Genomic DNA, 24,935 nt, shown 5'->3' with positions numbered 1-24,935 from the left:
CCCGGTCGCTAACGAAACGAAACCGTTCCGTTTCGCTGAGGGGAGTGGCATGGATCACCTGTACGAGTTGCCAGGGCCCCTCGGCGCGGAAAGCATTGTGGGGTGAGTCACGACGGCGCGTACCTCCGCTTCCCGCACCTCCACGACGATCTGCTGTGCTTCGCCACCGAGGACGACCTCTGGGTCGCCCCGCTGGTCCCCGAAGGCGGAACTCCCGGCCGGGCCTGGCGGATCACCGTCGACCGGACCAGAGTCGGCCATCCCCGCTTCTCCCCCGACGGACGCCACATCGCCTTCACCACCTGGCGCAGCCTCGACCCCGAGGTCCACCTCGCCCCGGTGGACGGCGGCCCGGCCCGCCGGCTCAGCTACTGGGGCGCCACCGACACCCGTGTCTGCGGCTGGACCCCGCCCGACAAGGACGGCCACAGCGACATCCTCGCCGTGTCCTCGCACGGCCAGCCCTTCTCGTACTACGCCTGGGCCTACAGCCTGCCGACCGACGGCTCGCCCGGCGGCCGGCTCCCCTGGGGCCCGGTCTCCGACATCGCAGTCCATGAGGACGTCCACGACGGGGAAGGCACCGCAGAGCGGCGCACCCTGCTGCTGACCGGCAAGCCGCCGCACGAGCCCGCCGCCTGGAAGCGCTACCGCGGCGGCGCCACCGGGCGGCTCTGGCTGCACGGCAAGCAGCTGCTGGAGGACCTCGAGGGCCACCTCGACGCCCCGATGTTCGTGGACGGCCGGATCGCCTTCCTCTCCGACCACGAGGGCATCGGCAACCTGTACTCCTGCCTGCCCGACGGCACCGACCTGCGCCGGCACACCGACCACGAGGAGTTCTACGCCCGGCACGCCTCCAGCGACGGCTCCCGGGTCGTCTACCAGTGCGCCGGTGACCTCTGGCTCGTCGACTCCCTCTCCCCCGGCGCCGCCGCGCGCAGGCTCGACGTCCGCCTCGGCGGGCCCCGCGCGGGCCGCCGCACGTACCAGGTCCCGGCCGCCAGCCACGTCGACTCGCTCTCCGTCGACGCCACCGGCCGGGCCAGCGCGGTCGTCATCCGCGGCAGCCTGTACTGGCTCACCCACCGCGACGGGCCCGCCCGGACCATCGCCGACACCCCGGGCGTGCGGGTGCGGCTGCCGGAGATGCTCGGCAGCAGCGGGCAGGTCGCGTACGTGACGGACGCGGAGGGCGAGGACGCGATCGAGATCGCTTATCTGCCGCGGGCCTCCGGGGACCGGGAGCCGCGTCGGCTGGCCTCCGGCGAGCTGGGCCGCGTACTGGAACTGCTCTCCGATCCGGACGGGGAGCGGCTCGCCATCTCCTCCAACGACGGGCGGCTGCTCCTGATCGACGCAAGCGAGGAGTCCAACGGCGAGGTCACCGAGCTGATCCGGTCCATCAACGGGCCCGTCACCGACCTGGCGTTCTCGCCCGACGGGGCCTGGCTGACCTGGTCGCACCCGGGCATCGGGCGCTCGCTGCGCCAGATCAAGATGGCCCGGATCTCCGGCTCCGGCCCCCGTTCGATCGTCGACGTCACCAACGGCCGCTTCGAGGACGACCACCCGGTCTTCACCCGCGACGGCCGCTACCTGGCCTTCCTGTCCTGGCGCGGTTTCGACCCGGTGTACGACGTGCACACCGGCGACCTGTCGTTCCCGCTGGGCTGCCGCCCGTACCTGGTGCCGCTGTCCTCGGCGACCCCCTCGCCCTTCGCGTTCACCCCAGACGGCCGCCCGGCGGCGGGCGGGCTCGACCCGGGCGAGGGCGAGGCCGCCGAGGCCGCGGAGGGCGACGGCGCGGTCACGGTGGAGGTGGAGGGGCTGGAGAGCCGGGTCACCCCGTTCCCGGTGACGGCGTCGAAGTACTCCGCCCTGTACCCGGTCCACGGCGGCGGGCTGGTGTGGCTGCGCTGGCCGATCTCGGGCGCGCTCGGCGAGACCTTCGCCAACCCGACCGACACCAGCGGCAAGCCCACCCTGGAGCACTTCGAGATCACCAAGGCGCGCAAGACCGAACTGGCCTCCGGGCTGGACTGGTTCGCGGTCAGCGGCGACGGCACCCGGCTCGTCGTCAACGACGACGGCGACCTGCGCGCGGTCCCCTCGACCGAGTCCGGCGACAGCGACTCCACCGTCTACCTGGACCTGCGACGCATCCTGCACGAGGTGGACCCGGCCGCCGAGTGGCGCCAGGCCTTCGAGGAGGCCGGGCGGCTGATCCGCGCGTACTTCTGGGAGCCGGACATGTGCAACATCGACTGGGACGGGGTGCTGCGCCAGTACCGCCCCCTGGTCGAACGGGTCGCCTCGCCCGACGAGTTCGCGGACCTGCTGCGCGAGGTGCTCGGCGAGCTCGGCACCTCGCACGCGTACGTCTCGCCCGCGCGCCGCAACGAAGGCCCGCCGCACTACCAGCGGCCCATCGGGCTGCTGGGCGCCAACCTCGTGCCCCGCGACGAGGGATGGGTGCTCAGGCGGATCCTGCCGGGCGAGTCCTCCGACTCCAAGGCCCGCTCCCCGCTCGCCGGCACCGGCATCCGGGAGGGCGCGGTGCTCACCCACGTCGACGGACGGCCGGTGGACCCGGTGGCCGGGCCCTATCCGCTGCTCTCGGCCGCCGGGGGCACCACGGTCGAGCTGACCTTCAAGCCCGCGGAAGGCGAGGGCCGGGCCCGGCGGGTGGCGGTCGTGCCGCTGATCGACGAGCGGCCGCTGCGCTACCAGGACTGGGTGTCCAAGCGGCGCGCGGTGGTCCGCGAGGTCAGCGGCGGCAAGTGCGGCTACCTGCACATCCCCGACATGGGCGGCTCGGGCTGGGCGCAGTTCAACCGGGACCTGCGGATGGAGATGTCCCGGCCCGCCCTGATCGTGGACGTACGCGGCAACGCGGGCGGGCACATCAGCGAGCTCGTGGTCGAGAAGCTGACCCGCTCGATCCTCGGCTGGGACCTGACGCGAAACGCCCAGCCGGTGTCGTACGCCTCCAACGCGCCCCGGGGGCCGATCGTGGCGCTGGCCGACGAGGCGACCTCCTCGGACGGCGACATGATCACGGCGGCCTTCAAACTGCTCGGGCTCGGCCCGGTGGTCGGCCAGCGCACCTGGGGCGGGGTGGTCGGCATGACCGGCCGGCACACCCTGGGCGACGGCACGGTCATCACGGTGCCGATGAACGCCGCCTGGTTCCCGGAGTACGGGTGGTCGGTGGAGAACCACGGCGTGGAGCCGGACCTCGCGATCCTGCGCACCCCGCTCGACTGGGCGGAGGGGCGGCACGCCCAGCTGGACGACGCGGTGTACCTGGCGCTGGAGCTGCTGGAGCAGGAGCCGGCGGCGGTGCCGCCCGGCTACGCGGACGTACCGGACCTGCGGCGCCCGAAGCTGCCGCCGAGACCGTAGGGGGCCGAGGCCGTAGGGCCGAGGGCATGCGCAAGGGGCGCGACCCGTCGTCGAATGCGACGGGTCGCGCCCCTTGCGGCGTTGCGGCGTACGGGCGTCCGGGCGTCAGAAGTCCCAGTTGTCGTCGAGCTCGTCGTGGACCTTTTCCTTCTTCTTCTTGGCCGGCTCGGGAGCTTGCGCGCCGCGCTCGGACGCCTCGTCCTTCGCGCCCTGCTGGGCCGCCTTGGCCTTGTCCTTGAGCTCTTGCGCCTTGTCCTGGAACTGGTCCTTGATGCCCATGCTGTTCACTCCTGGAAGGGTGTGGGGGACGGGGCCTCGACCAGATTTGCACGACCGGACAAAGCTCGCATTTCGATCAATGGCGCCCGGTGTCCTGCGTGCGCTCCTTCTCGTCGGCGGCCCCTCCGGCCCCGACAAGTCCCCTGGAGACACTCGTCAGCCTGGGTTCGAAGCGCTTCATCTCCCGCTGCCCGACGGTCGCGATGATCCCGGGCAGGTAGCCGCGCACGCCCTGCATCCCGCGCAGCCACCACTGCGCGTACACGTGCGGCGAGCGCCGCTCGATGCCGGCCACGATCCGGTCCACGGCCGGGCCCAGCGGGTACGTGCGGTTCGACGGCCAGGGCAGCCGCTGCCGCAGCTCCCGCATGACCTCGTCCTGGTCGGCGCCGCGCACCATGTCGGTGTCGGTCCACGAGAGGTAGCCGACGCCCACCTTGACGCCCTTGTAGCCGACTTCGGCGCGCAGGCAGTGCGCGAAGGCCTCGACGCCGGACTTGGAGGCGCAGTACGCCGTCATCATCGGCGCCGGCGTGATCGCGGCGAGCGAGGCGATCTGCAGGAAGTAGCCGCGGCTCTCGGTGAGTACGGGGAGGAACGCGCGGGCGGTGACGGCCCCGCCGATCAGGTTGACCTCGATCACCCGGCGCCAGGCGTCGGGGTCGGAGTCGGCGAACGGCCCGCCGGCGGCCACGCCCGCGTTGGCGACGACGATGTCGACCTTGCCGAAGCGCTCCTTGACCTCCTGAGCGACCCGGGCCATGGCCTCGTGGTCGGTGACGTCGGCGTGCCAGTGATCGCTGTCGGTGTGCAGCCGTTCGGAGACCTCCTTGAGGGCCTCCGGCTCCAGGCCCACGAGCGCCACCTTCGCGCCGCGTGCGGACAGCTTGCGGGCGAGCAGCTCGCCGACCCCGCGTGCGGCGCCGGTGACGACGGCGACCTGGCCTTCCAAACTCCTGCGCGCACTCACTGCGTGACCTCCTTCAAGAAGTGCGCGCTCAGCTCGCGCACGGCGTTCGTGACGGCCTCGGGGGCCTCGATCGGCGTCATGTGCCCCATGCCGGTCAGCTCGGTCAGCCCCACGCAGTGCGGCAGCGCGGCGGCGAGCCCCCTGGCGTGCACGATCGGGGTCAGCCGGTCGTTCTTGCCGCCGATGACGGCGGTGGGCACGGTGAGCGCCGCCAGGTTCGCCTCGAGGTCCAGCCCGGCCAGCACCTCGGACCAGGCGTAGCGGACCCCGGTGGGGCAGGCGTGCACGATACGGGCGCAGGCCTCGACCCGGTCGGGCGCGGACCCGGGGCCCATGGTCGCGTACTTCAGCACCCGCTTGGCGACCGGCGTGACGGGCCCGAGCGGGGCGCGTGCGCCGAGTACCGCGCCGGTGATACGGGTCCGAACGCGCCCGGGGCGCAGCGGCACGACCAGCGCCTCCGCGACCAGTCGGGCGCTGCCGGTGCTGCACAGCAGCGCGGCCGCGGCGTGCTCGGCGAACTCCGGCCGCCCGGCGGCGGCCATGATCGTCATCCCGCCCATGGAGTGTCCGGCGACGACCGCCTGCCGGCCGGGGGCCAGGGTGGCCCGCAGGACGGCGACCAGGTCGTCGGCGAGGGCGGTGGTGTCGTAGCGGGAGGCGGCGGGGCTGCGCCCGTGGCCGCGCTGGTCGTACGCGATGACCCGGTGGTCCCTCGAGAGCTCCCGGATCTGCGCGGCCCAGAAGGCGGTGGAGCAGGTCCAGCCGTGCGCCAGCACCACGGCCGGCGCGTCCTCGTCCCCGTGCTCCTCGACGTGCAGCCGGGCCCCGTCGGCGGAGACCGCGACCAGTTCCCGCCGGGCGGCGGGGGGTGCGTACGGCCCGGAGGTGACGTGCGCGGGCCGGCTCATGCGGCGCCCTCCTCGGCGGTCGCCTGCGCCGCCCGGGCCGGGACGGGCTCGCGCTCGGCCTCCCGGAGGCGGATGACCTCGTACTCGGACAGGTCCACGCTCCGCGTCTCCTTGCGGAACTCGCCGGTGGTGCCCGGCCAGACCGTCGTGTTGCGCCCCTGCGCGTCCAGGTACCAGCTGGTGCAGCCGCCGGTGTTCCACACGGTCCGCTCCATGCGGGTCTGGACCTGCCGGTTCCACCGGCTCACGGCGGAGGGCCGGGCCGCGAGCGCGACCTGCCCGCCGAGCACGCCCAGCTGGCGCAGGTAGTCCGCCATGTAGTTCAGCTGCGACTCGATCATCAGGATCATCGAGCTGTTGCCGAGCCCGGTGTTCGGCCCGATGATCGTCATCCAGTTCGGGAAACCGGCCGCCGTCGCCCCGCGCAGCGACTGCATCCCGTCCTTCCAGTGGTCCGCGAGGGTCCGCCCCTCCGCGCCCACCACCCGGTCGGCGATCGGCATGTCCGTGACGTGGAAGCCGGTGCCGAACACGATCGCGTCGGCCTCGGTCTCGGTCCCGTCGGCCGCGATCAGGGTGTTGCCGCGGATCTCCCGGAGCCCGGAGGCGACCAGGTCCACGTTCGGCCGGGCGAGCGCCGGGTAGTACTCGCTGGACAGCAGGATCCGCTTGCAGCCGATCCGGTACGCGGGCGTGAGCTTGGCCAGCAGCGCCGGGTCCTTGATCGAGCGCGCCATGTTGGCCTTGGCCAGCGACTCGATGAGCCCGAGCCGGTTCGGCCGCTTGGTGAACGCGCTGACCTGGAGCTCCCGGATCCCCCACAGCAGCCCGCGGCGGGCCGCCCGGGTGAACGGCAGCTGGCGGTGCAGCCAGCGCTCCACGCTGCTGATGGCCCGGTCGGTGCGCGGCATCACCCACGGCGGGGTCCGCTGGAACAGCGTGAGCCGCTCCACGTCGGGCGCGATGGCCGGCACGATCTGGATGGCCGAGGCGCCGGTGCCGATCATGGCGACCCGCTTGCCGCGCAGGTCGTAGTCGTGGTCCCAGCGCGCGGAGTGGAAGACCTTGCCGGGGAACTCGGCGAGCCCGGGGACCTCGGGCATCTTCGGGTCGGACAGCGGCCCGGTGGCGGAGACGACGACATCGGCGGTGAGCTCCCCGGCCGAGGTCTCGATCTCCCACCGCAGCCCGTCGGCGTCCCAGCGCATCATCCGGACCTCGGAGTCCAGCCGGATGTGCGGGCGCAGCCCGAAGGTGTCTGCGACGTGCTCCAGGTACGCCCGGATGGCCGGCTGCCCGGAGAAGGTCCGCGGCCAGTCGGGGTTGGGAGCGAACGAGAACGAGTACAGGTGGGAGGGGACGTCGCACGCACACCCGGGGTAGCTGTTGTCGCGCCAGGTCCCGCCGACGGAGTCGGCCCGTTCCAGTACGACGAAGTCCGTGATCCCCTCGCGCCGCAGCCGTACGGCCGCACCCAGCCCGCCGAACCCGGACCCGATCACTGCCACTCGTACGTGTTTGCGCTCGCCCATGCCACCCATGCCCCGCCGCCTTCCGCATCCGCGCCTGCAACACTGCCAGCAATCACTGGCACAATCGCGAGAGTAGAGCAGCCCCGTACTCGCGGGTAGGGGTCACGCCCGGAAAGTTACCGGCGGTCTCACGCGAAGACTCCGACTTCGGGCTGGGATTGGAGCGCGCGGGCGCGAGATGCCATGAATAGGCACTTCCGATCATTTCTGACGTTTGACTCCATCGCGACGAGATGCGGTCGTACGGTCTTGCGTGTGCAGCTCCGCTACAACTACCGGGTATATCCGGACGCCCGACAGCGCTCCGCATTGGCGCAGGCGTTCGGGTGTGCTCGTGTGGTGTGGAACGACTGTCTGCGTGACCGGAGGGAAGCGTATTCGGCGGGGCTGCCGTATGTACCGTCGGGGGAACTTTCGAAGGTGCGGATCACGCAGGCCAACGTTCGCCGTCCTCTCCGACGGCACGAAGATCTCCTCCCCAAAGTTCCTACGACGAGCGGAGAAGAAACTCAAACGCCTCCAACGCGATCTGTCGCGGAAGGCGAAGGGGAGCAAGAACCGGGCGAAGGCCCGGATAAAGGTCGCTCGGCAGCATGCCCGGGTGGCCGACCGGCGCAGGGACTGGCACCACAAGGCTTCTACGCAGATCATCCGCGACAACCAAGCGGTGTACGTGGAAGACCTCTCGGTATCCGGCCTCGCACGTACCCGCCTGGCCAAATCCGTTCACGACGCGGGATGGATGCAGTTCATCAACATGCTGGAGTACAAGGCGGCCAAGCACGGTCGGCACTTCGGGAAGATCGGCCGGTTCGAACCGACCTCCCAGGTCTGCTCAACCTGCGGGATCAAGGACGGCCCCAAACCCCTCCACATCCGGGAATGGACCTGTAAGGGGTGCGGAACGCTCCACGACCGCGACGAGAACGCAGCACACAACACCCTGGCCGCCGGACGGGCGGACAGGCTAAACGCCTCGCGGAGCGCAGGTAAGACCAGGATGAAAGTCCCGGCACCGCGCGTTGAAGCAGGAAGCCACCCAGACGGCCGCCCAGCCGTGGCAGGAATCCCCGGCCTTGCGGCCGGAGAGCACGTCAATGCCGGTACGCCATAGGCTGCGGCTGTGGCGAAGGAAGAGACGGAAGCGAAGACAGTGCGCGAGTACCGTACGGAGGAACTGGCCGAGGCGGCCGGCATCCCCGTCCGCACCCTGCGCTTCTACCGCGAGCGCAAGCTCCTGCCGGCGCCGCGCCGTGAGGGCAGGATCGCCTGGTACGACGACCACCACCTGGCCCGGCTGCGCACCATCGCCGCCCTGCTGGAGCGCGGCCACACCCTCGGCGGCATCGCCGAGCTGACCGCCGCCTTCGAGAACGGCCGCGACGTCGGCCAGCTCGGCGAGCTGCTCGGCATCGGCTGGTCCGAGGAGACCCCGGTACGCCTGACCCCGGAGGCCCTCGCCGACTACTTCGAGGGCGAGGTCACCCCGGAGAACCTGGCGGCCTCCCTCGACCTCGGCTACCTCGCCACCGACGGCGACGAGATCGTCCACGTCAGCCGCCGCCTGCTGGACGTCTCCTCGGCGCTGGTCCGCGAGGGGGTCCCGCTCTCCGCGGTCCTGGAGACCGGCCGCCGGGTCCGCGAGCACGCGGACGCCATGGCGGCCCTGTTCACCGAGCTGATCTCCACACACCTCACGGAGGAGGCCATGGCGCGGCTGCGCCCGCTCGCCAAGAGCGTGGTCGAGGCGGAGCTCAGCATGGCGATGGACCGCCTGCTGGCGTCAGGGGCTCAGGACCCCAGCTCGTAGACCACGGTCACGGGCGCGTGGTCGGACCAGCGCTCCGGATGCGTCTCGGCCCGCTCGACGAAGGCCTTCACGGCCCGGGCGGCCAGCCCCGGGGTCGCGACCTGGAGGTCGATGCGCCACCCGGCGTCGTTGTCGAAGGCCCGCCCGCGGTAGGACCACCAGGAGTACGGCCCCTCGGTGTCGGGGTGCAGGCTCCGTACGACGTCCACGTACCCGGCGGCGTCGTACACCTCCCCGAGCCACTCCCGCTCCTCGGGCAGGAAGCCGGCGTTCTTGCGGTTGGTCTTCCAGTTCTTGAGGTCGGCTTCCTGGTGGCAGATGTTCCAGTCACCACAGACGACGACCTCCCGCCCCTCCCCGGCGGCCCGCGCCCTCAAGGCGCTCAGATAGGGCAGGAACTCCCCCATGAACCGGTACTTCTCGTCCTGCTTCTCGGTACCGGCCTCGCCGGAGGGCAGGTAGAGGCTGGCCACGGTCACGCCCGGAAGATCCACCTCCAGGTAGCGCCCGCTCGTGTCGAACTCGTCGCTCCCGAATCCCACCTGCACCCGCTCGGGCTCGCGGCGCGTGTACAGCGCGACCCCGGCCCGCCCCTTGGCGGCGGCCGGCGCGAAGACGGTGTGCCAGCCCTCGGGCGTGCGGACCTCGTCCGGAATCTGCCCCTCCTCGGCCCGCACCTCCTGGAGGCAGACCACGTCGGCATCCGACCCGGCCAGCCACGGGGAGAACCCCTTCTTGGCGGCGGCGCGGATCCCATTCACATTCACGGAGGTCACGGTGAGCATCCGAGCACCATAACGGGAGCGTTCCGTACGATGTCCGGATGTCTCACGGGATCCAGCTCCGCGCCGTGCCGTACGACCACCCGGACGCGGTCAAACTCAACGACCAGGTCCAGTGCGAGTACCAGGTGCTCTACGGCGGTGAGGGGGACGTCACACCCCTCGACCCGGCGATGTTCGCTCCGCCGAACGGGCTGTACCTGCTGGCGTACGACGCCTCGGACACGCCGGTGGCCAGCGGCGGCTGGCGCAGCCAGGACGAGAACGACGAGGGCTACGCGGACGGCGACGCCGAGCTCAAGCGCATGTACGTCGTCCGCGAGGCCCGCGGCCTGGGCCTGGCCCGCCGCATCCTGGCCGAACTGGAGTCCGACGCCCGCGCGGCGGGACGCACCCGCATGGCCCTGGAAACGGGCGACCGGCAGCCGGAGGCGATAGCCCTCTATCTCTCCTCGGGCTACACCCTCTCGGCAAAGTTCGGCCACTACCGCCACTACGACTCGAGCCGCTGCATGACCAAACCGCTCCACCCCTGACGCGTCCCTCGCACCGCCTCGCGGGTTTCGGGCCGCAGCGGCCCGGCAGGGCTACCGCGGGAGCCACTGCGCCTGGTCCGTCCCCCACCGGGACGGCCCCCGCCCCCACTGCCCGAACGGCAGCGGCGAGCCCGCGCACCGCAGCGCCCCGTACCCCGAGTCCACCTCCCGCAGCCACGGCTCCGCCGCATACGGCTCCCCGGAGGCACCGGCGCGGCCGTCCGCCGGAACCTCCCGCACGAGCCACGACGCCGTCCCCGCCAGCGAGAACCGCAAGGACCGCCCACCCCCCGCGGCCAGCGCCCTCAGCACGCCGGCCGCCACCAGATACCCGGTCCCGTGGTCCAGCGCCTGCGCCGGCAGCACCCCCGGCGCCCCTGGCGCCCCCGCCGCCCCACCCGCCCCGTCCCCGTACGCCGCGGCGACCCCGTACCCCGCCTGCACCAGCGAGTCGAACCCCCGCCGCCCCGCCCACGGCCCCTGCCACCCCCACGCGCACAGCTGCGCCACCACCAGCCCCGGCCGCCGCTCCAGCAGCTCGTCCGCGCCGAGCCCGTACCGCTCCAGCGCCCCCGGCCGGTACCCGGTCACCACCACGTCGGCCCCGGCCAGCAGCCCCTCGAAGACGGCCCGCTCCCCCGCGTCCGCCAGGTCCAGCAGCGCCGACCGCTTCCCGAACCCGGTGTCCGCGTACGCGTCGTCCGACTCCGGCAGCCGCGGCGAGTCGATCCGCAGCACGTCCGCCCCCAGCAGCCCGAGCGTGCGCGTCGCGACCGGCCCCGCGATGACCCGGGTCAGGTCCAGCACCCGCACCCCGGCCGCGGGCAGCGCCGCCGGCCCGAGCTCCCGCCCGGCGCGCCCCGCGCCCCCGGACTCCTGTACCTCCACCAGCGGCTGCGGATCCCCGTACCCGTGGGCCACGGCGACGGCCAGCCCGCCCTCCCCGTACGCCAGTTCCTGCACCTCGACGGCCCCGCGCCCCGCCACCGCGGCCCGCAGCGCCTCGGGCGTCGCGGACGGCAGTCCCAACGCCCGTACCAGGGCGTCCCGGTGATGCGGATAGTTGGCGTGCGTCCGCACCCAGCCGTCCGCCGCCCGCCAGAACCCCGACAGCGGCGCGAAGTTCACCGGCTCGCGCCCCGCCACCCGCAGGTGCCGCTCGCTGACGAATGCGGTGGCCACGGCCCCCTCGTCCACCACCAGCGGTTCCACCTCGTCCGCCGCGCCGCCGGCCCGTACCGCGGCCAGCTCCGCCGCGGCCAGCGCGCACGCGCCCACGGTGGCCCGCGCCAGCTCCCGTACGGGCAGCGGCCCCTCCCCCAGCCCGCCGGCGCCCCGGTAGGCCACCCGCCCCGCCAGCTCGTCCGCCCCGCCGAGTGCGCCCCAGGCCTGCCGCGTCCCACCGTCGAAGATCGTCATGGGCCCATTCTCCGAAGATCCCGCAAAAGCAGAAGATCCCGCCCGATCCTCGCGATCGGGCGGGATCCCCCGTCAGGCAGTGCGGATCCGGGTCAGGACGTGAAGAACCCGTTCAGGTCGGCGATCACGTCGACGCTGCCCGCGTTGTTGAAGAACGTCACCCGCCCGTCCACCACGGGGACCACCACCAGGTTGGAGACGGTCTGCCCCGCCCGGTAGTTGAGGTTCGAGACGCCGGGGCGCTCGACACCGTGCGGGTAGACGATGAGGTGGCTGTCCTGGGTGGGGTTGGTGACGGTGACGTTGAGCACCACCGCGCTCACCCCGGTCAGCGGCACGCCCTCGACCCCGGCCACGTTCAGGCTGACGACCCCGCCCTGGCCGACCGCCCCGGCGCGCGCGCCGAGACCCTCACGCGTGTCCAGCAGCCGCACCGGCGAACCCGCCGAGAACGCAGACCCGGTGGCCGCGTAGTACCCCGTGACATCCGCGATCAGATCGACGGAACCCGAGTTGTTGCGCAGGTCCACCTTCCCGTTCACCACCGGGACCGTCACCAGGTTCGGCACGATCTGCCCGGCGGTGAAGTTGAGGTTGGAAACCCCCGGCGCCGCCTGCCCGTTCGGGTAGACGGTCACATGCCCGGCCTCCGTCGGGTTCACGGCGGTCACGTTCATCACGACCGCGGTCACCCCGCTCGCCGGAACGCCCTTCACACCGGCCACCTGGAGCGTGACCACACCGCCCGGGCCGACCCGCTGCTTCGTCGCCCCGGTACCGTCCCGGGTGTCCAGGAAGCGGGCGGGCGTGATCGGCGTCAGCGCGGACCCCGTGTCCGCCTTGTCGGTGAAGTACCCGGTCACATCCGCGATCAGATCCACCGACCCGGCGTTGTTGCGCAGGTCCACCTTCCCGTTGACGACCGAAACGGTCACCAGATTGGGCACGATCTGCCCCGCCGAGAAATTGAGGTTCGACACCGCGGGCTTCGGCTGACCGTTGGGGTACACCATCACGTGCCCCGCCTCGGTCGGATTGACGGCGGTCACGTTCATCACGACCGCGGTCACCCCGCTCGCCGGGACCCCCTTCACACCGGCCACCTGGAGCGTGACCACACCACCCGGGCCGACCCGCGCCTTCGTCGCCCCGACACCGTCACGGGTGTCCAGGAACCGCGACGGCGTGATCGGCACGAACCGGCTCTTCGTCACCGTCGCCGCCGCCGTCACCGTGTACGCCTTCGGCAGGTAGCCCGGGGAGGGCTGCCCGGGGTTGGGCGCGTAGCCGTCACGCGCCACGTCGTACGTGCCCGGCGCCAGAGCGTTGGTGTCGACCAGGACGTCGAGCGCGGTGCCGTCGGCGTTCACCGACAGCACCTTCATGACCGGCTTCGGGTCGCCCCACGCATCGCTGCGCACCAGGTGGAGCTTGGTGTCCAGGGTGAGCCCGGTGCCGCGGACGACGGCGTGGGTCTGCGTCCCGGCGGCGCCCGTAGCGGGGCTGATCGAGGTCGGCACCGCCCCCGGCTGCGGGTAGACGCACTCGGAGTCGCACAGTCCCTGCATGCTGTACTCCACGGGCGTGGCGCTCCGGCCGGCGCTCATGAGGAATACGGCCTGGCCGCCCTCGGCGTTGCCGAGTGCCTGGCACCGAGCGCCGAACGCGCCCCATGTCTGGCCGCACTGGTACTCGAGGTTCGTGCTCGTCCACTGAGCGGCACCGTGCAGGTTCAGGGACGGTTGCTCGCTGGTGGTCGAGCTGCTGTTGCCGACGACCTTGAAGGCCTGACCGGGCTTCACGTCGACCACGGCGCAGTAGCCCGTCGAAGACTCGGAGAGCACCCCGCTCCGTGCGGGGAAGCCGTTGACCGAGAGGGGGTTGGCCGTGCACTCCGGTGCCCAACCGGTCGCCGTGCCGACCTTCCAGGCGTCCACGTTCGTGTGGATCGGCTTGTCCTTGTACCCGGAGGCCAGCACGACCGCGAGGTACGAGGTCGAGCCGGTGACCCGGCAGGAGACGCCCCACTGACGGCAGACGTACTTGCCGTCGGCGTCGACCGCCATCATCAGGGTGGAGGGCTCGTAGCGCGCGTCCCCGAGCGTCCGGGAGCTCAGCCAGAACTTGTCCTTCGCCGCTGCGGTGACCCGCACGCAGCGGGCGTCGAGCGCGGAGGTCAGGTCGAGCGGGGTCGACTTGCCGCCGACGGCGGTCGAGGACGGCGTGAGGCACTTCGCGGTCGCCGAGACGTCCCGGCGCACCAGCTTGTACGTGTCCGGCTGCCAGCCCGTGAGGATCAGCATGGCCGTGTACGGGACACCGGCCGCGAGGCCGCACATGGTCGTGGACGAACCGGCCGTGGAACAGACGGTGGTACCGGTGGGGTCGACCAGCTGGACCGACGCGTTCACCTTGTTGTTGAGGTTGGCGTAGTCGAGCATCTCCGCGGTGGAGTGCCGGTCGGCCGCGATGGCCAGGCAGCGCATCGGGTCGGCCGGGGTCTGCGAGACCTCGGCGCCCCAGGTGCCGTCGAAGCCCGTCTGCTGCCACGGGGTGCAGCCCGCGGTCTCACCGGTCCGGTGGACGACCAGCCCGTACGCCTGGGACGGCGTGCCGCTGAGCACCGCGCGGAACGGAGCGGTACCGGTCAGCTTGCAGACGGCGTAGGCGCGGGCGTCGTCCTCGCACTGCTTGGCGCCGGAGGCGTCGTAGACCACGACAGTGGCGGCGGTGCCCTCGGCGGGCGGCCGGTTGAGCAGGTAGACGCCCTTGCCGGTGGCGGTCGGCAGCGTCAGGCAGAGCTTCTGCCCGGCTCCGCCGAAGGTGCCCGTGGCCGGACCGGCGACCAGCCCGTTGTCGTGGGTCGCGGTGCAGCCCCGGGCCTCCTTGGTCGAGAGGAAGGCCATCCCGAAGGCGCCGGCCTCGGTGCTCCGCGGGTCGACCACCCAGGTGTGGTCACCGGGGGTCAGGTCGCAGGCGCCCTGAGCACAGCCGGCCATCGGCGCACCGTCGGCCGCGAACAGCCCGCCGTAGGGGGCGGCGCCGGAGGAGACCGGCTCGAAGGCGTACGCGCCGCCCTGCGACACCCGCAGGGTGCGGCAGCGCACCGTGGAGCTCAGGTCCGGGGAGACCCCGAACGCCTGCGGCTCCACCACGGTGCAGCCCTCGGGCTTGGAGAGCCGGGCCACCGTGAGGTCATAGGTCTCGGCAGCCCCGGAGAACTGCAGCACCGACATCCGGTACGGCGCGGTGCCCGTGAGCTTGCAGTCGAGGGCGTCGCTCTCGTGGTCCCGGGAGGAACAGATCTGCGTGCCGGTGGCGTCGTAGACGCTCTGGGTGACCCGGTACGTGGAGGCGTAGCCGCGCAGTACGTCGTTCGTGGCCAGGTCCAGCGTGTAGCAGTCGCCCGCCGAGCCGGCGGCCGGTGCACCGTGGAACACGGTCGGCGCACCGAGCTTGCGGTCGGCGGCGCCCACCGCCTTGCAGGAGGTGGAGGAGAGCAGCGGGACGTACGACACCGAGATGTCGTTCTGCGAACCGCTGTTGCTCCAGACCTGCAGGGTGTAGGCACCCGCCTTGCCGGTGGCGCAGCGCTGGGCCCCGTACCCGAAGCTGCTGCCGAACGCCGGCTCACAGGTCACCGCGGCGCCGTCCGGCCCCACGAGCTTGGTGTAGACCGACCCCTGGGCCGAGACGGCCTGGAGCAGCAGCAGGTCCTTCTGCTGCGGCAGGGTGAGCGCGAAGGACGCGGTCTTGTTCGGCTCCACCGTGCAGTTGACGGTCGTGTGCGGAGCGAGCGCCGCAGGGCAGTCCTCGGCGGCGTCGCTCTGGCGCAGCGCCCGCACGGCGGCCTCGTGGTCGGCCTTCGGGTCCGCCTTCGGGGGCGCCTTGGGCCCGGCCGGGGCCGGCGCGGTGGTCTCGGCCTGCGGTGAGGCGCCGGCCGCGGGCGGCGCGGCGGCCGCGAACGCGGATCCGGTCTGACCGGTGAACGCGGTCAGTACGGCGAGCAGCAGGGCACCGGAGGCAACCGCCCCGCGGCCTCTCCCCCGTCTTTCCCGCACTCTTCTGCCGATCGGCAGCAAACTCATGAACCCCCCAGTTCAAACGGCCCGACCCGGATGACCATCACACGGGTTACGGGCAGGCGGAGTTTAACCACCGCCTACAGGGGAGGCCCAAGGGGATTATCGAACCCGGGAAGCGCGAAGATCCCGCCCGATCTTGCGATCGGACGGGATCTTCATCGTCTGTGGACCTGTGGGGATTTGAACCCCAGACCCCCTCGATGCGAACGAGGTGCGCTACCAGACTGCGCCACAGGCCCTTGCGACGTGTGAAACATTAGCACCCCCGCGCGGGTGCTCCAAAACCGATACCGGGGAGCGTCCGTGCAGGTCCGGTCATTCGTTCGCGGCGCGGGGGCGGTCGTCGCTCTCGTACTGGTCGAACAGCGGCGTGCGGCCGCGGCCCTGGCCGCGCGGGCGGGCGTTCGGCTGGGGCTTGTGGTCCGGCTTCGGCTCGGCCTTCGGGGCCGGCGACGGCTGGGCGCGCAGGCGCGGGTCCGTCGGCTCGGCCGTGCTCGAGCGGGTCGCGCTCCAGGCGTCCGGGGTCGCAGGACCGGTGGCGCGCGGGGCGACCGGCGCCGTCACGTACGTCGGCAGCGGGACCGGGACCGGCTCCCAGCTGTCACCGCGGGCGGGGCCGCGTTCGCGTTCGCGCTGCTGGTCCACCCACTCCGCGTGGTCGGTCTGCTCGACCAGGGCGCGCCGTCCGGCCTCCTGCGGGGAGACGGGTGGCGCAGGGTCCGGTTCGGATCCCGCCGCGGCCTCCGGCTCACGGCGGCGCGGGCGGTTCTCGCGCAGCTGACGGGCGGCGGCCTCGGCGCGCCGCCGGTCCATGGTGAACTCGTAGCGGCGCCGCTCCTGGACCCGCAGGTGCACGATGTACGCGCTCAGCAGCAGGGCCGGTACGGCGGGCGCCCAGAGGTAGCCCAGGCCGCCGACCGCCGCGACGACCGCACCGAGCGTGAAGATCAGGAAGAGGAGTGCGGTGGTGCGCCGGCGGCGCGCGAGCACCTGCAGGCGCTGCTCGCGCCGGTGCCGCTCCGCCACGGCCGACCTCGGCTCCGCCCTGGTCGGGGGCACGCCGACGGCCCGGGCGTCGGCGTCCACGGAATTCACCGTTTCCGTCGCGGCGTCCGGGTCCGCGCGGTGCTCGGGCTCGGCCTCCTGGTCGCCGCGTTCACGCAGCCCCTTGGCGTAACGGCGCTCCATTCCCGCCCGGCCGGAAAGCAGCCGAATGGCAGTGGAGAAGCGTTCCGTCGGACGGGCTTCGTTCAGCTCGTCCTGCCTCCGGAGCCACATGGGCACCAAGTAGGCGGCCCAGGCCCCGACAATGACTGCGTAGATGAGGCCGCTGCTGCTCACACCTCACACCGTAGAGGGGCGCGGCCGGGCGGATCCGCCAATTGGACCGGTGTGTCGCACGAACTGGCTGATATCACGGACTTTTTTTGTGATTCTTCGGATCAGGTTATGGGCGAATCGGTTTCCCGACCCGATAATTCGAACAGTTATTCGTTTACCGAGCTTCGGCCGGCCGCTGCCCGCTACGCCGACGAGGTGCCCTGCCTGTGTCCGCGGTGCCAGCGGCGCAGCAGCCCCTCCGGGACCTCCTCCGCCGTCAGCGCGTACACGAGGTGGTCGCGCCAGGCGCCGTCGATGTGGAGGTAGCGCGGCCGCAGCCCCTCCTCGCGGAAGCCCAGCTTCTCCACCACCCGCCGGCTCGGCCCGTTCTCCGGGCGGATGCACACCTCGATCCGGTGCAGCCCGACCTTCGCGAAGCAGTGGTCCACGGCGAGCGCGACGGCCGTCGGCACCACGCCCCGGCCCGCCACCTCGCGGTCCACCCAGTAGCCGACGTGGCCCGCGCACATCGAGCCCCAGGTGATCCCGGCGACCGTCAGCTGGCCGACGAGCCGGCCCTGGTACTCGATGACGAACGGCAGCATCCGCCCGGCGTTCGCCTCGGCCCGCAGATGGCGGACCATCTGCCGGTACGTCGGCCGGTGGATCACCGGCCCCCACGGCGCGGGCGGCGGAATCGTCGCCTCCCACGGCCGGAGCCAGTCGCGGTTGCGCCGGTTGACCTCGCGCCAGGCGCCCTGGTCCCGCAGCTTTATCGGCCGGAGCGTGACGTCGCCGTCGGTCAGCACCACCGGCCAGGAGGGTCCGTTCAGCTCGGGCTCCCGGAGGATCTGCCCGGGGGCACGGGGTGGTCGCCGCCCCGGATCTGGTCCACGGCGTGCGGCAGGATCCGCGTGAGGACCGCGAGGCCGTCGCGGACGCCCCCGGTCGAGCCGGGCAGGTTCACGATCAGGGTGTGGCCCGCCACGCCCGCCAGGCCCCGGGACAGGGCCGCGGTCGGCACGGTCGCCAGGCCCTCGGCCCGGATGGCCTGCGGGATGCCCGGGATCTCGTAGTCCAGCACCCGCGCGGTGGCGTCCGGGGTGCGGTCGGTCGGCGAGATGCCGGTGCCGCCGGTGGTGAGGATGACGTCGTACCCGGCGGCCACGCCCTCGCGCAGCGCCTGCTCGACGGGATCCCCGTCGGGGACGACCCGCGGGCCGTCCACCGTGAAGCCGAGCTTCTCGAGCCCCTCGGCCAGCAGCGGTCCGCCCCGGTCGGCGTACACGCCCGCCGAGGCGCGGTTCGAGGCGGTGACCACGAGCCCGCGCAGGGTGCGCCCGGGCTCCCGGGCCGCGCCCGCGGCGTCCGGTTCGGCCGCCCGGGTCCCGCCCGCCGCCGGCGGGGCGGGTACGGGGACGTGGCTGAAGGCGTCGCCGCCGCGCGGGGCGTTCACGCGCGCGTCCAGTCGCCGGACTTGCCGCCGGTCTTCTCCTCCACCCGGACGTCCGTGATGACGGCGCCCTTGTCGACGGCCTTCACCATGTCGATGACGGTGAGCCCGGCGACCGCCACGGCGGTCAGCGCCTCCATCTCGACGCCCGTGCGGTCGGTGGTCTTGACGGTGGCGAGGATCTCGACGGCGTCGTCGGCGACCGAGAGGTCCACCTTCACGCCCGATACGGCCAGCGGGTGGCAGAGCGGGATCAGGTCGGGGGTCTTCTTCGCGCCCATGATCCCGGCGATCCGCGCGGTGGCGAGGGCGTCGCCCTTGGGCACGCCCTCGCCGCGCAGCAGCTCGATCACCCGGGCGGAGACGAGCACGCGCCCGCTGGCCCGTGCCGTCCGCGTCGTGACGTCCTTCTCCGAGACGTCCACCATCCGGGCCGCGCCGGCCTCGTCGATGTGCGTCAGCCTGCTGTGCTCAGGGGGTCCGGGGGTCGCCCCCTGGGAAAACGCTGCCATAGGTTCGTGCCGCTCCCGCTCCGGGCCCCGCAAGGGCCTGTGTGGTGCAACACGCTACCCGCACCCGCAGGACTTCAGCCGAGCAGGACCACTTCCAGCTCGGCCCCCGGCTCCACCGAGGTGACGTCCTCCGGTACGACCATCAGCGAGTCGGCGTGGGCCAGGGCCGCGATCAGGTGGGACCCCGATCCGCCGACCGGGCTGACCGTGCCGCTCTCCGCGTCGTACGTGCCGCGCAGGAACTGGCGGCGGCCCGCCGGGGAGCCCAGCGCCTTGTCGGCCTTCAAGGCCGCCCGCACGCTGGGCCGGTTTACGTCCGCCAGGCCCATGAGTGCGCGGATCGCGGGGCGTACGAACAGCTCGAAGGAGACGTACGAGGACACCGGGTTGCCGGGCAGGGCCAGCAGGGGGGTGTGGTCCGGGCCGACGGTGCCGAAGCCCTGCGGTTTGCCGGGCTGCATCGCGAGCTTGCGGAAGTCCATCCGCCCGCCGTCGGGCTCGTCCTCGGCGGTGCCCACCGAGGACAGCGCCTCCTTGACCACGTCGTACGCGCCGACGCTCACGCCGCCCGTGGTGACCAGCAGGTCGGCCCGGATCAGCTGGTCCTCGATGGTGGAGCGCAGCGTCTCGGCGTCGTCGGCCACGGCCCCGACCCGGTAGGCGATCGCCCCGGCGTCGCGCGCCGCGGCGGCCAGCGCGAAGCTGTTCGAGTCGTAGATCGTCCCCGCGGCCAGGGACTCGCCCGGCTGGACCAGCTCGCTGCCGGTGGACAGCACGACCACGCGCGGGCGCGGCCGCACCCGTACGGTGCCCCGCCCGATGGCCGCGAGGAGCGCGATCTGCGGCGGGCCGAGCACCGTGCCGGCGGCCAGGGCGAGGTCCCCGGCCTGGACGTCGCTGCCGCGCGAGCGTACGTGCGCCCGGGCCTCCGCGGCCCGGTGCACCCGCACCTCGCCGCCCGCGCCCTCGGGGGCCGCGCTGGCCGGGGTCATGCCGGCGGCCGCGCCGCCGCCGCTGCCGCCGTCGGTCCACTCGACCGGCACGACGGCCTCGGCCCCCGGAGGCAGCGGGGCGCCCGTCATGATGCGGGCGGCCTGGCCGGGGCCGACGGTGGGCAGCTCTCCGCTGCCCGCCGCCACGTCCCCGATGACCGTCAGCACCGCGGGGAACTCCTCGCTCGCGCCCTGGACATCGGCCGTGCGGACGGCGTACCCGTCCATGGAGCTGTTGTCGAAGGGCGGGAGGGCGACGGGCACGGTGACGTCCTCGACCAGGACACAGCCCTGGGCGTCGAGCAGCTGGAGCTCGATGGGCTCCAGCGGCCGGATGGCGGCGAGGACGTCCGCGAGGTGCTCGTCGACCGACCACAGGCGCTGGGCGCCGTGGCCGGTGTCCTGCGGTGCGCGGCTGCTCAAGGTGCTACATCTCCTCCGTGACGTAACGGTGAAGCCAGGTGCGGAACTCCGGGCCCAGGTCCTCACGCTCGCACGCGAGACGGACGATGGCCCGCAGGTAGTCGCCGCGGTCTCCGGTGTCGTAGCGGCGGCCCCGGAAGACCACGCCGTGCACCGGGCCGCCCACGGTCTCGTCGGCGGCAAGCTTCTGCAGGCCGTCGGTGAGCTGGATCTCCCCGCCGCGGCCCGGCTCGGTCTCCCGCAGTATGTCGAAGATCGCGGGGTGCAGGACATAGCGTCCGATGACCGCGTAATTACTGGGCGCGTCCGCCGCGTCCGGCTTCTCGACGAGGCCGGTGATCCGGACGACGTCCTCCTCGTCCGTGGCCTCGACGGCGGCGCAGCCGTAGAGGTGGACGTTGGCGGGGTCGACCTCCATGAGGGCGATGACGGTGCCGCCGGTGCGGGCGTGGACGTCGGTCATCTGGCGCAGCAGCGGGTCGCGGGGGTCGATCAGGTCGTCGCCGAGCAGGACGGCGAAGGGCTCGTCGCCGACGTGCGGCTCGGCGCACAGGACGGCGTGGCCGAGGCCGCGCGGGTCGCCCTGGCGGACGTAGTGCATGGTGGCGAGGTCGCTGGACTCCTGGACCTTCTTGAGCCGGTCGTCGTCGCCCTTGGCGATGAGGGCCGATTCCAGCTCGTAATTGCGGTCGAAGTGGTCCTCGAGTGCGCGCTTGTTACGCCCCGTGATCATGAGAACGTCGTCCAGGCCCGCCGAGACGGCCTCCTCGACGACGTACTGGATGGCCGGCTTGTCCACGACCGGGAGCATTTCCTTGGGCGTCGCCTTCGTCGCCGGAAGGAAGCGGGTGCCGAGACCTGCGGCCGGGATCACGGCCTTCTTGATCACAGGGTGCAACTGAGTCATGGGCAGAACGATAGTGGGTCTCACGGACCGCTCCGGGTTTGATTCCGGTGAATAGATCCGACTTCGCCCCGATTTGAAAGGAAATCAGAGTCAGCTGTGGTATGGAACCCGCCGAACCCGTCCGAAAAGGCCGGGCTGCGCCGAGAACTCCTGGCCGCCCGCCGCGCCTTGTCCCCCGCATTCCTGCGTACGTCGGCCCTCGCGCTCTCCCGCTCCGCTCTTGAACTGCCCGAGCTGGCCGATGCGCACACCGTGGCCGCGTACGTCTCCGTCGGCGCCGAACCCGGCACCCGCGATCTGCTGGACGCCCTGCGCGCGGCCGGGAAGCGGGTGCTGCTGCCCGTCCTGCTGCCCGACAACGACCTCGACTGGGCGGCGTACGAAGGCCAAGGCAGCCTCGCCGGGGCCGCCCACCCCGGAAGGATGCGGCTGCTGGAGCCGGCCGGGCCCCGGCTCGGGCCGGACGCGGTCGCCGGCGCCGACGCCGTCCTGCTGCCGGGGCTGGCCGTGGACGGCCGCGGGATGCGCCTGGGGCGCGGCGGGGGCTCGTACGACCGGGTACTGGCGCGCCTGGAGCGCGCCGGGGCGCATCCCGCGCTGGTCGTGCTCCTCTACGACGAAGAGGTGGTCGCGCGGGTCCCGGAGGAACCGCACGACCACCCCGTTCAGGCGGTGGCCACCCCGTCGGGGGTGATCAGATTCACGGCTTGAGCGTCAGCGTCTCCGCCGTCGCCTTGTCCACGGCCTCCTTGCCGAAGGGCCAGTCCAGCAGCTCGCCCTTGGCCCACATGTCCGTCTGGTCGTAGTAGTTGTCGTGGTACGCGTGGCCCGAGGCGCCGGTCAGGTTGATCCAGCGGGACTTGTCCAGGTCACTGAGGTTCACGATCATGCGCATCGACGGGACCCAGGTGACCCCGTACCCGCTGGAGGCGTTCCAGCCGGTCGCGTTCACGGTGGCCTCGCCGCCGCCCAGGTTCCACGGGCCGCGGTTGAGGAGCCACTGCATGAAGCCGGGGCCCTCGGTGCCTATGGTCTGGTTCTTCAGCGTCAGCTGGTGCAGGCGGCCCCAGCTCCAGGTGGACTGGTCCTTGCCGAGCTTGGCGGTCAGCTCCCAGCGGGCGTCCTTCATGGCCCGCGCGAACAGCTGGTCGCGGGTGGCGGTCGCCGGCTGGTTGCGGGCGGCGGGCGTCTGCCACCAGGCCGACTTCTCGTCCTTGACCAGGCGCCGGACCACCTCGAACCAGCGGTCGCCGCCGTCCGGCTGCGCCGAGTCGGAGTCGCGCGTACCGCATTCGCGGACCGTCTTGGCCAGGTCGTCGACCGGACCGCCGCTCTCCTCCCGGACGTTCATGCAGCTGCCCTCGATCCGCAGCTCCTTCGGCATCTTGTCGCCGAAGGACAGCTTGAGGATGTTGCGCCAGACCGCGTTGAAGTACGCGGCCGCCGCCGAGTCGGGCTCCTGCGTGTAGTTCCAGCCCTCCAGCAACTTCTGCGCGGAGCGCACGTCGGGGTCCGAGACCTCGATCTTGGCCAGCATCGGGGTGAGCAGCGCGGCGATCTCGCTGCTGTTGTCCATCTGCATGGTGCGCATGTCGTCGGTGGAGATCTTGCCGTTGTCCTTGATCTTCGCCTCGATGAGGTCGTTGATCCGCTGGCTGCGGGCGCCGTAGCCCCAGTCGGTGGTCAGCACGTACGGGTACTTGCCCGCGCCGGTCCCGCTCTCCACGACGGCCTGGTTCGCGGTGACGATGTAGCCGCGCGCCGGGTTGTAGTCGTACGGCATCTCGTCCTGCGGGATGTATCCCGCGTTCCCGTCCTTGCCGCCCTTCCAGGCGTACTTGGAGTCCCAGCCCGGGGCCGGCATGCGGCCGTCGCCGGAGCCGCGCATCGGGATGCGGCCCGGGGCCTGGTAGCCGATGTTGCCCTTGGTGTCGGCGTAGATCAGGTTCTGGGACGGCACCTCGAAGTCGCGGGCGGCGGCCCGGAAGCCGGCGAAGTCCTTGGCCCGGTCGAGGGCGAAGACGGCGTCCATCGACTTGCCCGGGTCCAGGGCGGTCCAGCGCAGGGCGACGGCGTAGCCGTTGCCGCGGTCGGGGGCCGAGCTGGAGACGGGGGCGCGGCTGCCGACCGTGCCGAGCTCCTCGCTGCGGTCGGAGATCAGCGGGCCGTTGTTGGTGGTGCGGACGGTGATCTTCTTGCTGGTGCCGCCCGCGATCTTGATGACCTCTTCACGGGTCGTGAAGGGGACCACCTTGTTGTCGTAGACGTAGCCCTCGGGCTTGACCTGCTCGAGGTAGAGGTCGGTGACGTCGGCGCCGAGGTTGGTCATGCCCCAGGCGATGTCGGCGTTGTGGCCTATGACCACGCCGGGCATGCCGGAGAAGGTGTAGCCGGCGAGGTCGTACTTGCACTGGTTCGAGACCGCGCGGCAGTGCAGGCCCATCTGGTACCAGACCGAGGGCAGCTGCGGGGACAGGTGCGGGTCGTTCGCGAGCAGCGGCTTGCCGGTGGTCGTGTACTGGCCGGAGACGACCCAGGAGTTCGAGCCGATGCCGCTGCCGTTGGGGCCGAGGATCGCGGGGACCTTGTCCAGGGTCTTGGCGAGGGAGGTCAGCGAGTTGCGCAGGCCCACGGTGGCGCCCTGGGCGGTGGTGTCGTCCGCGAGGCCGGTGGGCGAGGGCTGCGAGCCGGTGGTCGAGGCCTGCGAGCCGGCGGCGCTGCCGGAACCCTTGCCGGAGCCCGTTCCCGTGGAGCCGGCGGCCGCGCCGCCGCCCTGCGGCGTGTACTTCCCGCCGTCGATCTTGCCGCCGTCGACGATCGCCTTGTTCCGGTCGAAGGGGTACGGCGGGTAGAGCTCGTCGATCTGCGCCTGCGTGAGCTTGTTGGACATCAGCGCGCGGTCGATCTCGTCCTGCATGTTGCCGCGCAGGTCCCACGCCATCGCCTTGAGCCAGGCCACCGAGTCCACCGGGGTCCACTGCTCGGGCCGGTAGTCGTCGCTGAGCTTGAGGGTGGCGTGCTCGACGGAGAGGTCCTTGCCGGACTTCCCCTTCAGGTACGCGTTGACCCCGTCGGCGTAGGCCTGCAGGTACTTCTTCGTCTCGGCCGAGAGCTTCGTGTCGTACTCCGCCTGCGCGACCTGGCGCCAGCCGAGCGTGCGCAGGAAGGCGTCGGTCTCGACCTGGCCGGACCCGAACATCTCGGAGAGCCGGCCGGAGGTCATGTGGCGGCGGACGTCCATCTCCCAGAAGCGGTCCTGGGCGTGGACGAAGCCCTGGGCGCGGAAGAGGTCGTCGTCGTTGTCGGCGTAGAGCTGGGGAATGCCGTGGGAGTCGCGCTTGACCTCGACGGTCCCGGTCAGGCCGGGGACCTTGAGGGTGCCGGTGGCCTGGGGGAACGAGGCACGGACGTTGTCCATGCTCCAGTACGTCCCGTACCCGAAGCCCGCGAGGAGCGCCAGGACCAGCACGAGCACGATCAGACGGGCGCGTCGTCCCCTCTTCTTGACGGGAGGAGCGGTTTCGTTGGCGGGCATCGCTGTCCTTAGAGGGGCAGGGTGGTCCTGGGAGTGCTGGGAGCAACCATAGGCGCAGGAC

General features: G+C 72.1%; 19 protein-coding genes, 1 tRNA gene and 1 pseudogene. 6 read left to right on the top strand and 15 right to left on the bottom strand.

Going from position 1 to position 24,935, the window contains the following annotated elements; translation table 11 throughout:
* Positions 1-102 precede the first annotated feature (102 nt).
* A complete protein-coding gene (locus OG299_RS23475; RefSeq protein WP_327362527.1) occupies positions 103-3,408 on the top strand; it encodes a S41 family peptidase in 3,306 nt (1,101 codons plus the stop codon).
* 105 nt (positions 3,409-3,513) lie between these two features.
* Here OG299_RS23475 and OG299_RS23470 read toward each other — a convergent pair whose 3' ends face one another.
* The 4 genes from OG299_RS23470 to OG299_RS23455 all read right to left on the bottom strand — a co-directional run bounded on the left by OG299_RS23470 (position 3,514) and on the right by OG299_RS23455 (position 7,100).
* Positions 3,514-3,687 (bottom strand): hypothetical protein, encoded by a 174-nt coding sequence (locus OG299_RS23470; RefSeq protein WP_327362526.1) that lies wholly within the window; start codon positions 3,685-3,687, stop codon positions 3,514-3,516.
* Between the two features lie 76 nt (positions 3,688-3,763).
* Positions 3,764-4,657: an SDR family oxidoreductase gene (locus OG299_RS23465; protein WP_266628565.1), complete on the bottom strand. Its 894-nt coding sequence runs from the start codon at positions 4,655-4,657 to the stop codon at positions 3,764-3,766.
* The gene (locus OG299_RS23460; RefSeq protein WP_327362525.1) at positions 4,654-5,568 is read right to left on the bottom strand and encodes an alpha/beta fold hydrolase; all 915 of its coding nucleotides are present in this window, start codon (positions 5,566-5,568) and stop codon (positions 4,654-4,656) included. The genes OG299_RS23465 and OG299_RS23460 overlap by 4 nt, the downstream gene beginning before the upstream one ends.
* Positions 5,565-7,100 carry a flavin-containing monooxygenase gene (locus tag OG299_RS23455; RefSeq protein ID WP_327364582.1) on the bottom strand — a complete coding sequence of 512 codons (1,536 nt, stop codon included), beginning with the start codon at positions 7,098-7,100 and terminating at the stop codon, positions 5,565-5,567. The genes OG299_RS23460 and OG299_RS23455 overlap by 4 nt, the downstream gene beginning before the upstream one ends.
* A gap of 183 nt (positions 7,101-7,283) precedes the next feature.
* On the opposite strand from OG299_RS23455, the pseudogene OG299_RS42790 reads away from it, so the two are divergent.
* The 3 genes and pseudogenes from OG299_RS42790 to OG299_RS23445 all read left to right on the top strand — a co-directional run.
* Positions 7,284-7,427 (top strand): annotated as a pseudogene (locus OG299_RS42790) (helix-turn-helix domain-containing protein); the annotation flags it as partial.
* A 31-nt stretch (positions 7,428-7,458) separates the two neighbouring features.
* The gene (locus OG299_RS23450) at positions 7,459-8,214 is read left to right on the top strand and encodes an RNA-guided endonuclease TnpB family protein (RefSeq protein ID WP_405702480.1); all 756 of its coding nucleotides are present in this window, start codon (positions 7,459-7,461) and stop codon (positions 8,212-8,214) included.
* 9 nt (positions 8,215-8,223) lie between these two features.
* Entirely contained in the window at positions 8,224-8,910 is a 687-nt protein-coding gene (locus tag OG299_RS23445; protein WP_327362524.1) for a MerR family transcriptional regulator, read from the top strand.
* Here OG299_RS23445 and OG299_RS23440 read toward each other — a convergent pair.
* The gene (locus OG299_RS23440) at positions 8,892-9,695 is read right to left on the bottom strand and encodes an exodeoxyribonuclease III (protein ID WP_266628557.1); all 804 of its coding nucleotides are present in this window, start codon (positions 9,693-9,695) and stop codon (positions 8,892-8,894) included. The two genes, OG299_RS23445 and OG299_RS23440, sit on opposite strands and share 19 nt — an antisense overlap.
* A 38-nt stretch (positions 9,696-9,733) precedes the next feature.
* Here OG299_RS23440 and OG299_RS23435 point away from each other — a divergent pair, with 38 nt between their 5' ends.
* A complete protein-coding gene (locus tag OG299_RS23435; RefSeq protein ID WP_266628555.1) occupies positions 9,734-10,228 on the top strand; it encodes a GNAT family N-acetyltransferase in 495 nt (164 codons plus the stop codon).
* A 51-nt stretch (positions 10,229-10,279) separates the two neighbouring features.
* Here the strand turns inward: OG299_RS23435 and OG299_RS23430 are convergent, their stop codons facing one another.
* The 9 genes from OG299_RS23430 to galU all read right to left on the bottom strand — a co-directional run bounded on the left by OG299_RS23430 (position 10,280) and on the right by galU (position 21,339).
* Positions 10,280-11,647, bottom strand: coding sequence for a CoA transferase (locus OG299_RS23430; protein ID WP_327362523.1), 1,368 nt, complete (start codon positions 11,645-11,647; stop codon positions 10,280-10,282).
* 92 nt (positions 11,648-11,739) lie between these two features.
* Positions 11,740-15,735: a hypothetical protein gene (locus OG299_RS23425; protein WP_327362522.1), complete on the bottom strand. Its 3,996-nt coding sequence runs from the start codon at positions 15,733-15,735 to the stop codon at positions 11,740-11,742.
* Between the two features lie 162 nt (positions 15,736-15,897).
* A tRNA-Ala gene (locus OG299_RS23420) sits at positions 15,898-15,971 on the bottom strand.
* Positions 15,972-16,047: 76 nt separating this feature from the next.
* Positions 16,048-17,073, bottom strand: coding sequence for a divisome protein SepX/GlpR (gene sepX, locus OG299_RS23415; protein WP_327362521.1), 1,026 nt, complete (start codon positions 17,071-17,073; stop codon positions 16,048-16,050).
* Positions 17,074-17,255: 182 nt separating this feature from the next.
* Positions 17,256-17,864 carry a GNAT family N-acetyltransferase gene (locus tag OG299_RS23410; RefSeq protein WP_266628547.1) on the bottom strand — a complete coding sequence of 203 codons (609 nt, stop codon included), beginning with the start codon at positions 17,862-17,864 and terminating at the stop codon, positions 17,256-17,258.
* Positions 17,865-17,881: 17 nt separating this feature from the next.
* A complete protein-coding gene (locus tag OG299_RS23405) occupies positions 17,882-18,385 on the bottom strand; it encodes a MogA/MoaB family molybdenum cofactor biosynthesis protein (protein WP_266633481.1) in 504 nt (167 codons plus the stop codon).
* A 119-nt stretch (positions 18,386-18,504) separates the two neighbouring features.
* Positions 18,505-19,017: a cyclic pyranopterin monophosphate synthase MoaC gene (gene moaC, locus OG299_RS23400; RefSeq protein ID WP_030302752.1), complete on the bottom strand. Its 513-nt coding sequence runs from the start codon at positions 19,015-19,017 to the stop codon at positions 18,505-18,507.
* Between the two features lie 74 nt (positions 19,018-19,091).
* Positions 19,092-20,432, bottom strand: coding sequence for a molybdotransferase-like divisome protein Glp (gene glp / locus OG299_RS23395; RefSeq protein WP_327362520.1), 1,341 nt, complete (start codon positions 20,430-20,432; stop codon positions 19,092-19,094).
* 4 nt (positions 20,433-20,436) lie between these two features.
* The gene (galU, locus tag OG299_RS23390) at positions 20,437-21,339 is read right to left on the bottom strand and encodes a UTP--glucose-1-phosphate uridylyltransferase GalU (RefSeq protein ID WP_266628541.1); all 903 of its coding nucleotides are present in this window, start codon (positions 21,337-21,339) and stop codon (positions 20,437-20,439) included.
* A 96-nt stretch (positions 21,340-21,435) separates the two neighbouring features.
* Here galU and OG299_RS23385 point away from each other — a divergent pair, with 96 nt between their 5' ends.
* Positions 21,436-22,050: a 5-formyltetrahydrofolate cyclo-ligase gene (locus tag OG299_RS23385; RefSeq protein WP_327362519.1), complete on the top strand. Its 615-nt coding sequence runs from the start codon at positions 21,436-21,438 to the stop codon at positions 22,048-22,050.
* Here the strand turns inward: OG299_RS23385 and OG299_RS23380 are convergent.
* Positions 22,040-24,874 (bottom strand): penicillin acylase family protein, encoded by a 2,835-nt coding sequence (locus OG299_RS23380; RefSeq protein WP_327362518.1) that lies wholly within the window; start codon positions 24,872-24,874, stop codon positions 22,040-22,042. The two genes, OG299_RS23385 and OG299_RS23380, sit on opposite strands and share 11 nt — an antisense overlap.
* Between the last annotated feature and the right edge of the window lie 61 nt (positions 24,875-24,935).

Source organism: Streptomyces sp. NBC_01296, from assembly GCF_035984415.1.
In the GTDB taxonomy this organism is placed as follows: Bacteria; Actinomycetota; Actinomycetes; order Streptomycetales; family Streptomycetaceae; genus Streptomyces.
Note: the sequence above shows the minus strand (reverse complement) of the source record. Positions and strands in the feature narration are given on the sequence as shown.

What these genes read in the sequence shown, in the direction of transcription:
- OG299_RS23470 (WP_327362526.1), bottom strand. Translation starts at nt 3,687, where the DNA reads ATGGGCATCAAGGACCAGTTCCAGGACAAGGCGCAAGAGCTCAAGGAC.
- OG299_RS23460 (WP_327362525.1), bottom strand. Translation starts at nt 5,568, where the DNA reads ATGAGCCGGCCCGCGCACGTCACCTCCGGGCCGTACGCACCCCCCGCC.
- OG299_RS23455 (WP_327364582.1), bottom strand. Translation starts at nt 7,100, where the DNA reads ATGGGCGAGCGCAAACACGTACGAGTGGCAGTGATCGGGTCCGGGTTC.
- OG299_RS23440 (WP_266628557.1), bottom strand. Translation starts at nt 9,695, where the DNA reads ATGCTCACCGTGACCTCCGTGAATGTGAATGGGATCCGCGCCGCCGCC.
- OG299_RS23435 (WP_266628555.1), top strand. Translation starts at nt 9,734, where the DNA reads ATGTCTCACGGGATCCAGCTCCGCGCCGTGCCGTACGACCACCCGGAC.
- OG299_RS23430 (WP_327362523.1), bottom strand. Translation starts at nt 11,647, where the DNA reads ATGACGATCTTCGACGGTGGGACGCGGCAGGCCTGGGGCGCACTCGGC.
- OG299_RS23425 (WP_327362522.1), bottom strand. Translation starts at nt 15,735, where the DNA reads ATGAGTTTGCTGCCGATCGGCAGAAGAGTGCGGGAAAGACGGGGGAGA.
- moaC (WP_030302752.1), bottom strand. Translation starts at nt 19,017, where the DNA reads ATGGCAGCGTTTTCCCAGGGGGCGACCCCCGGACCCCCTGAGCACAGC.
- galU (WP_266628541.1), bottom strand. Translation starts at nt 21,339, where the DNA reads ATGACTCAGTTGCACCCTGTGATCAAGAAGGCCGTGATCCCGGCCGCA.
- OG299_RS23380 (WP_327362518.1), bottom strand. Translation starts at nt 24,874, where the DNA reads ATGCCCGCCAACGAAACCGCTCCTCCCGTCAAGAAGAGGGGACGACGC.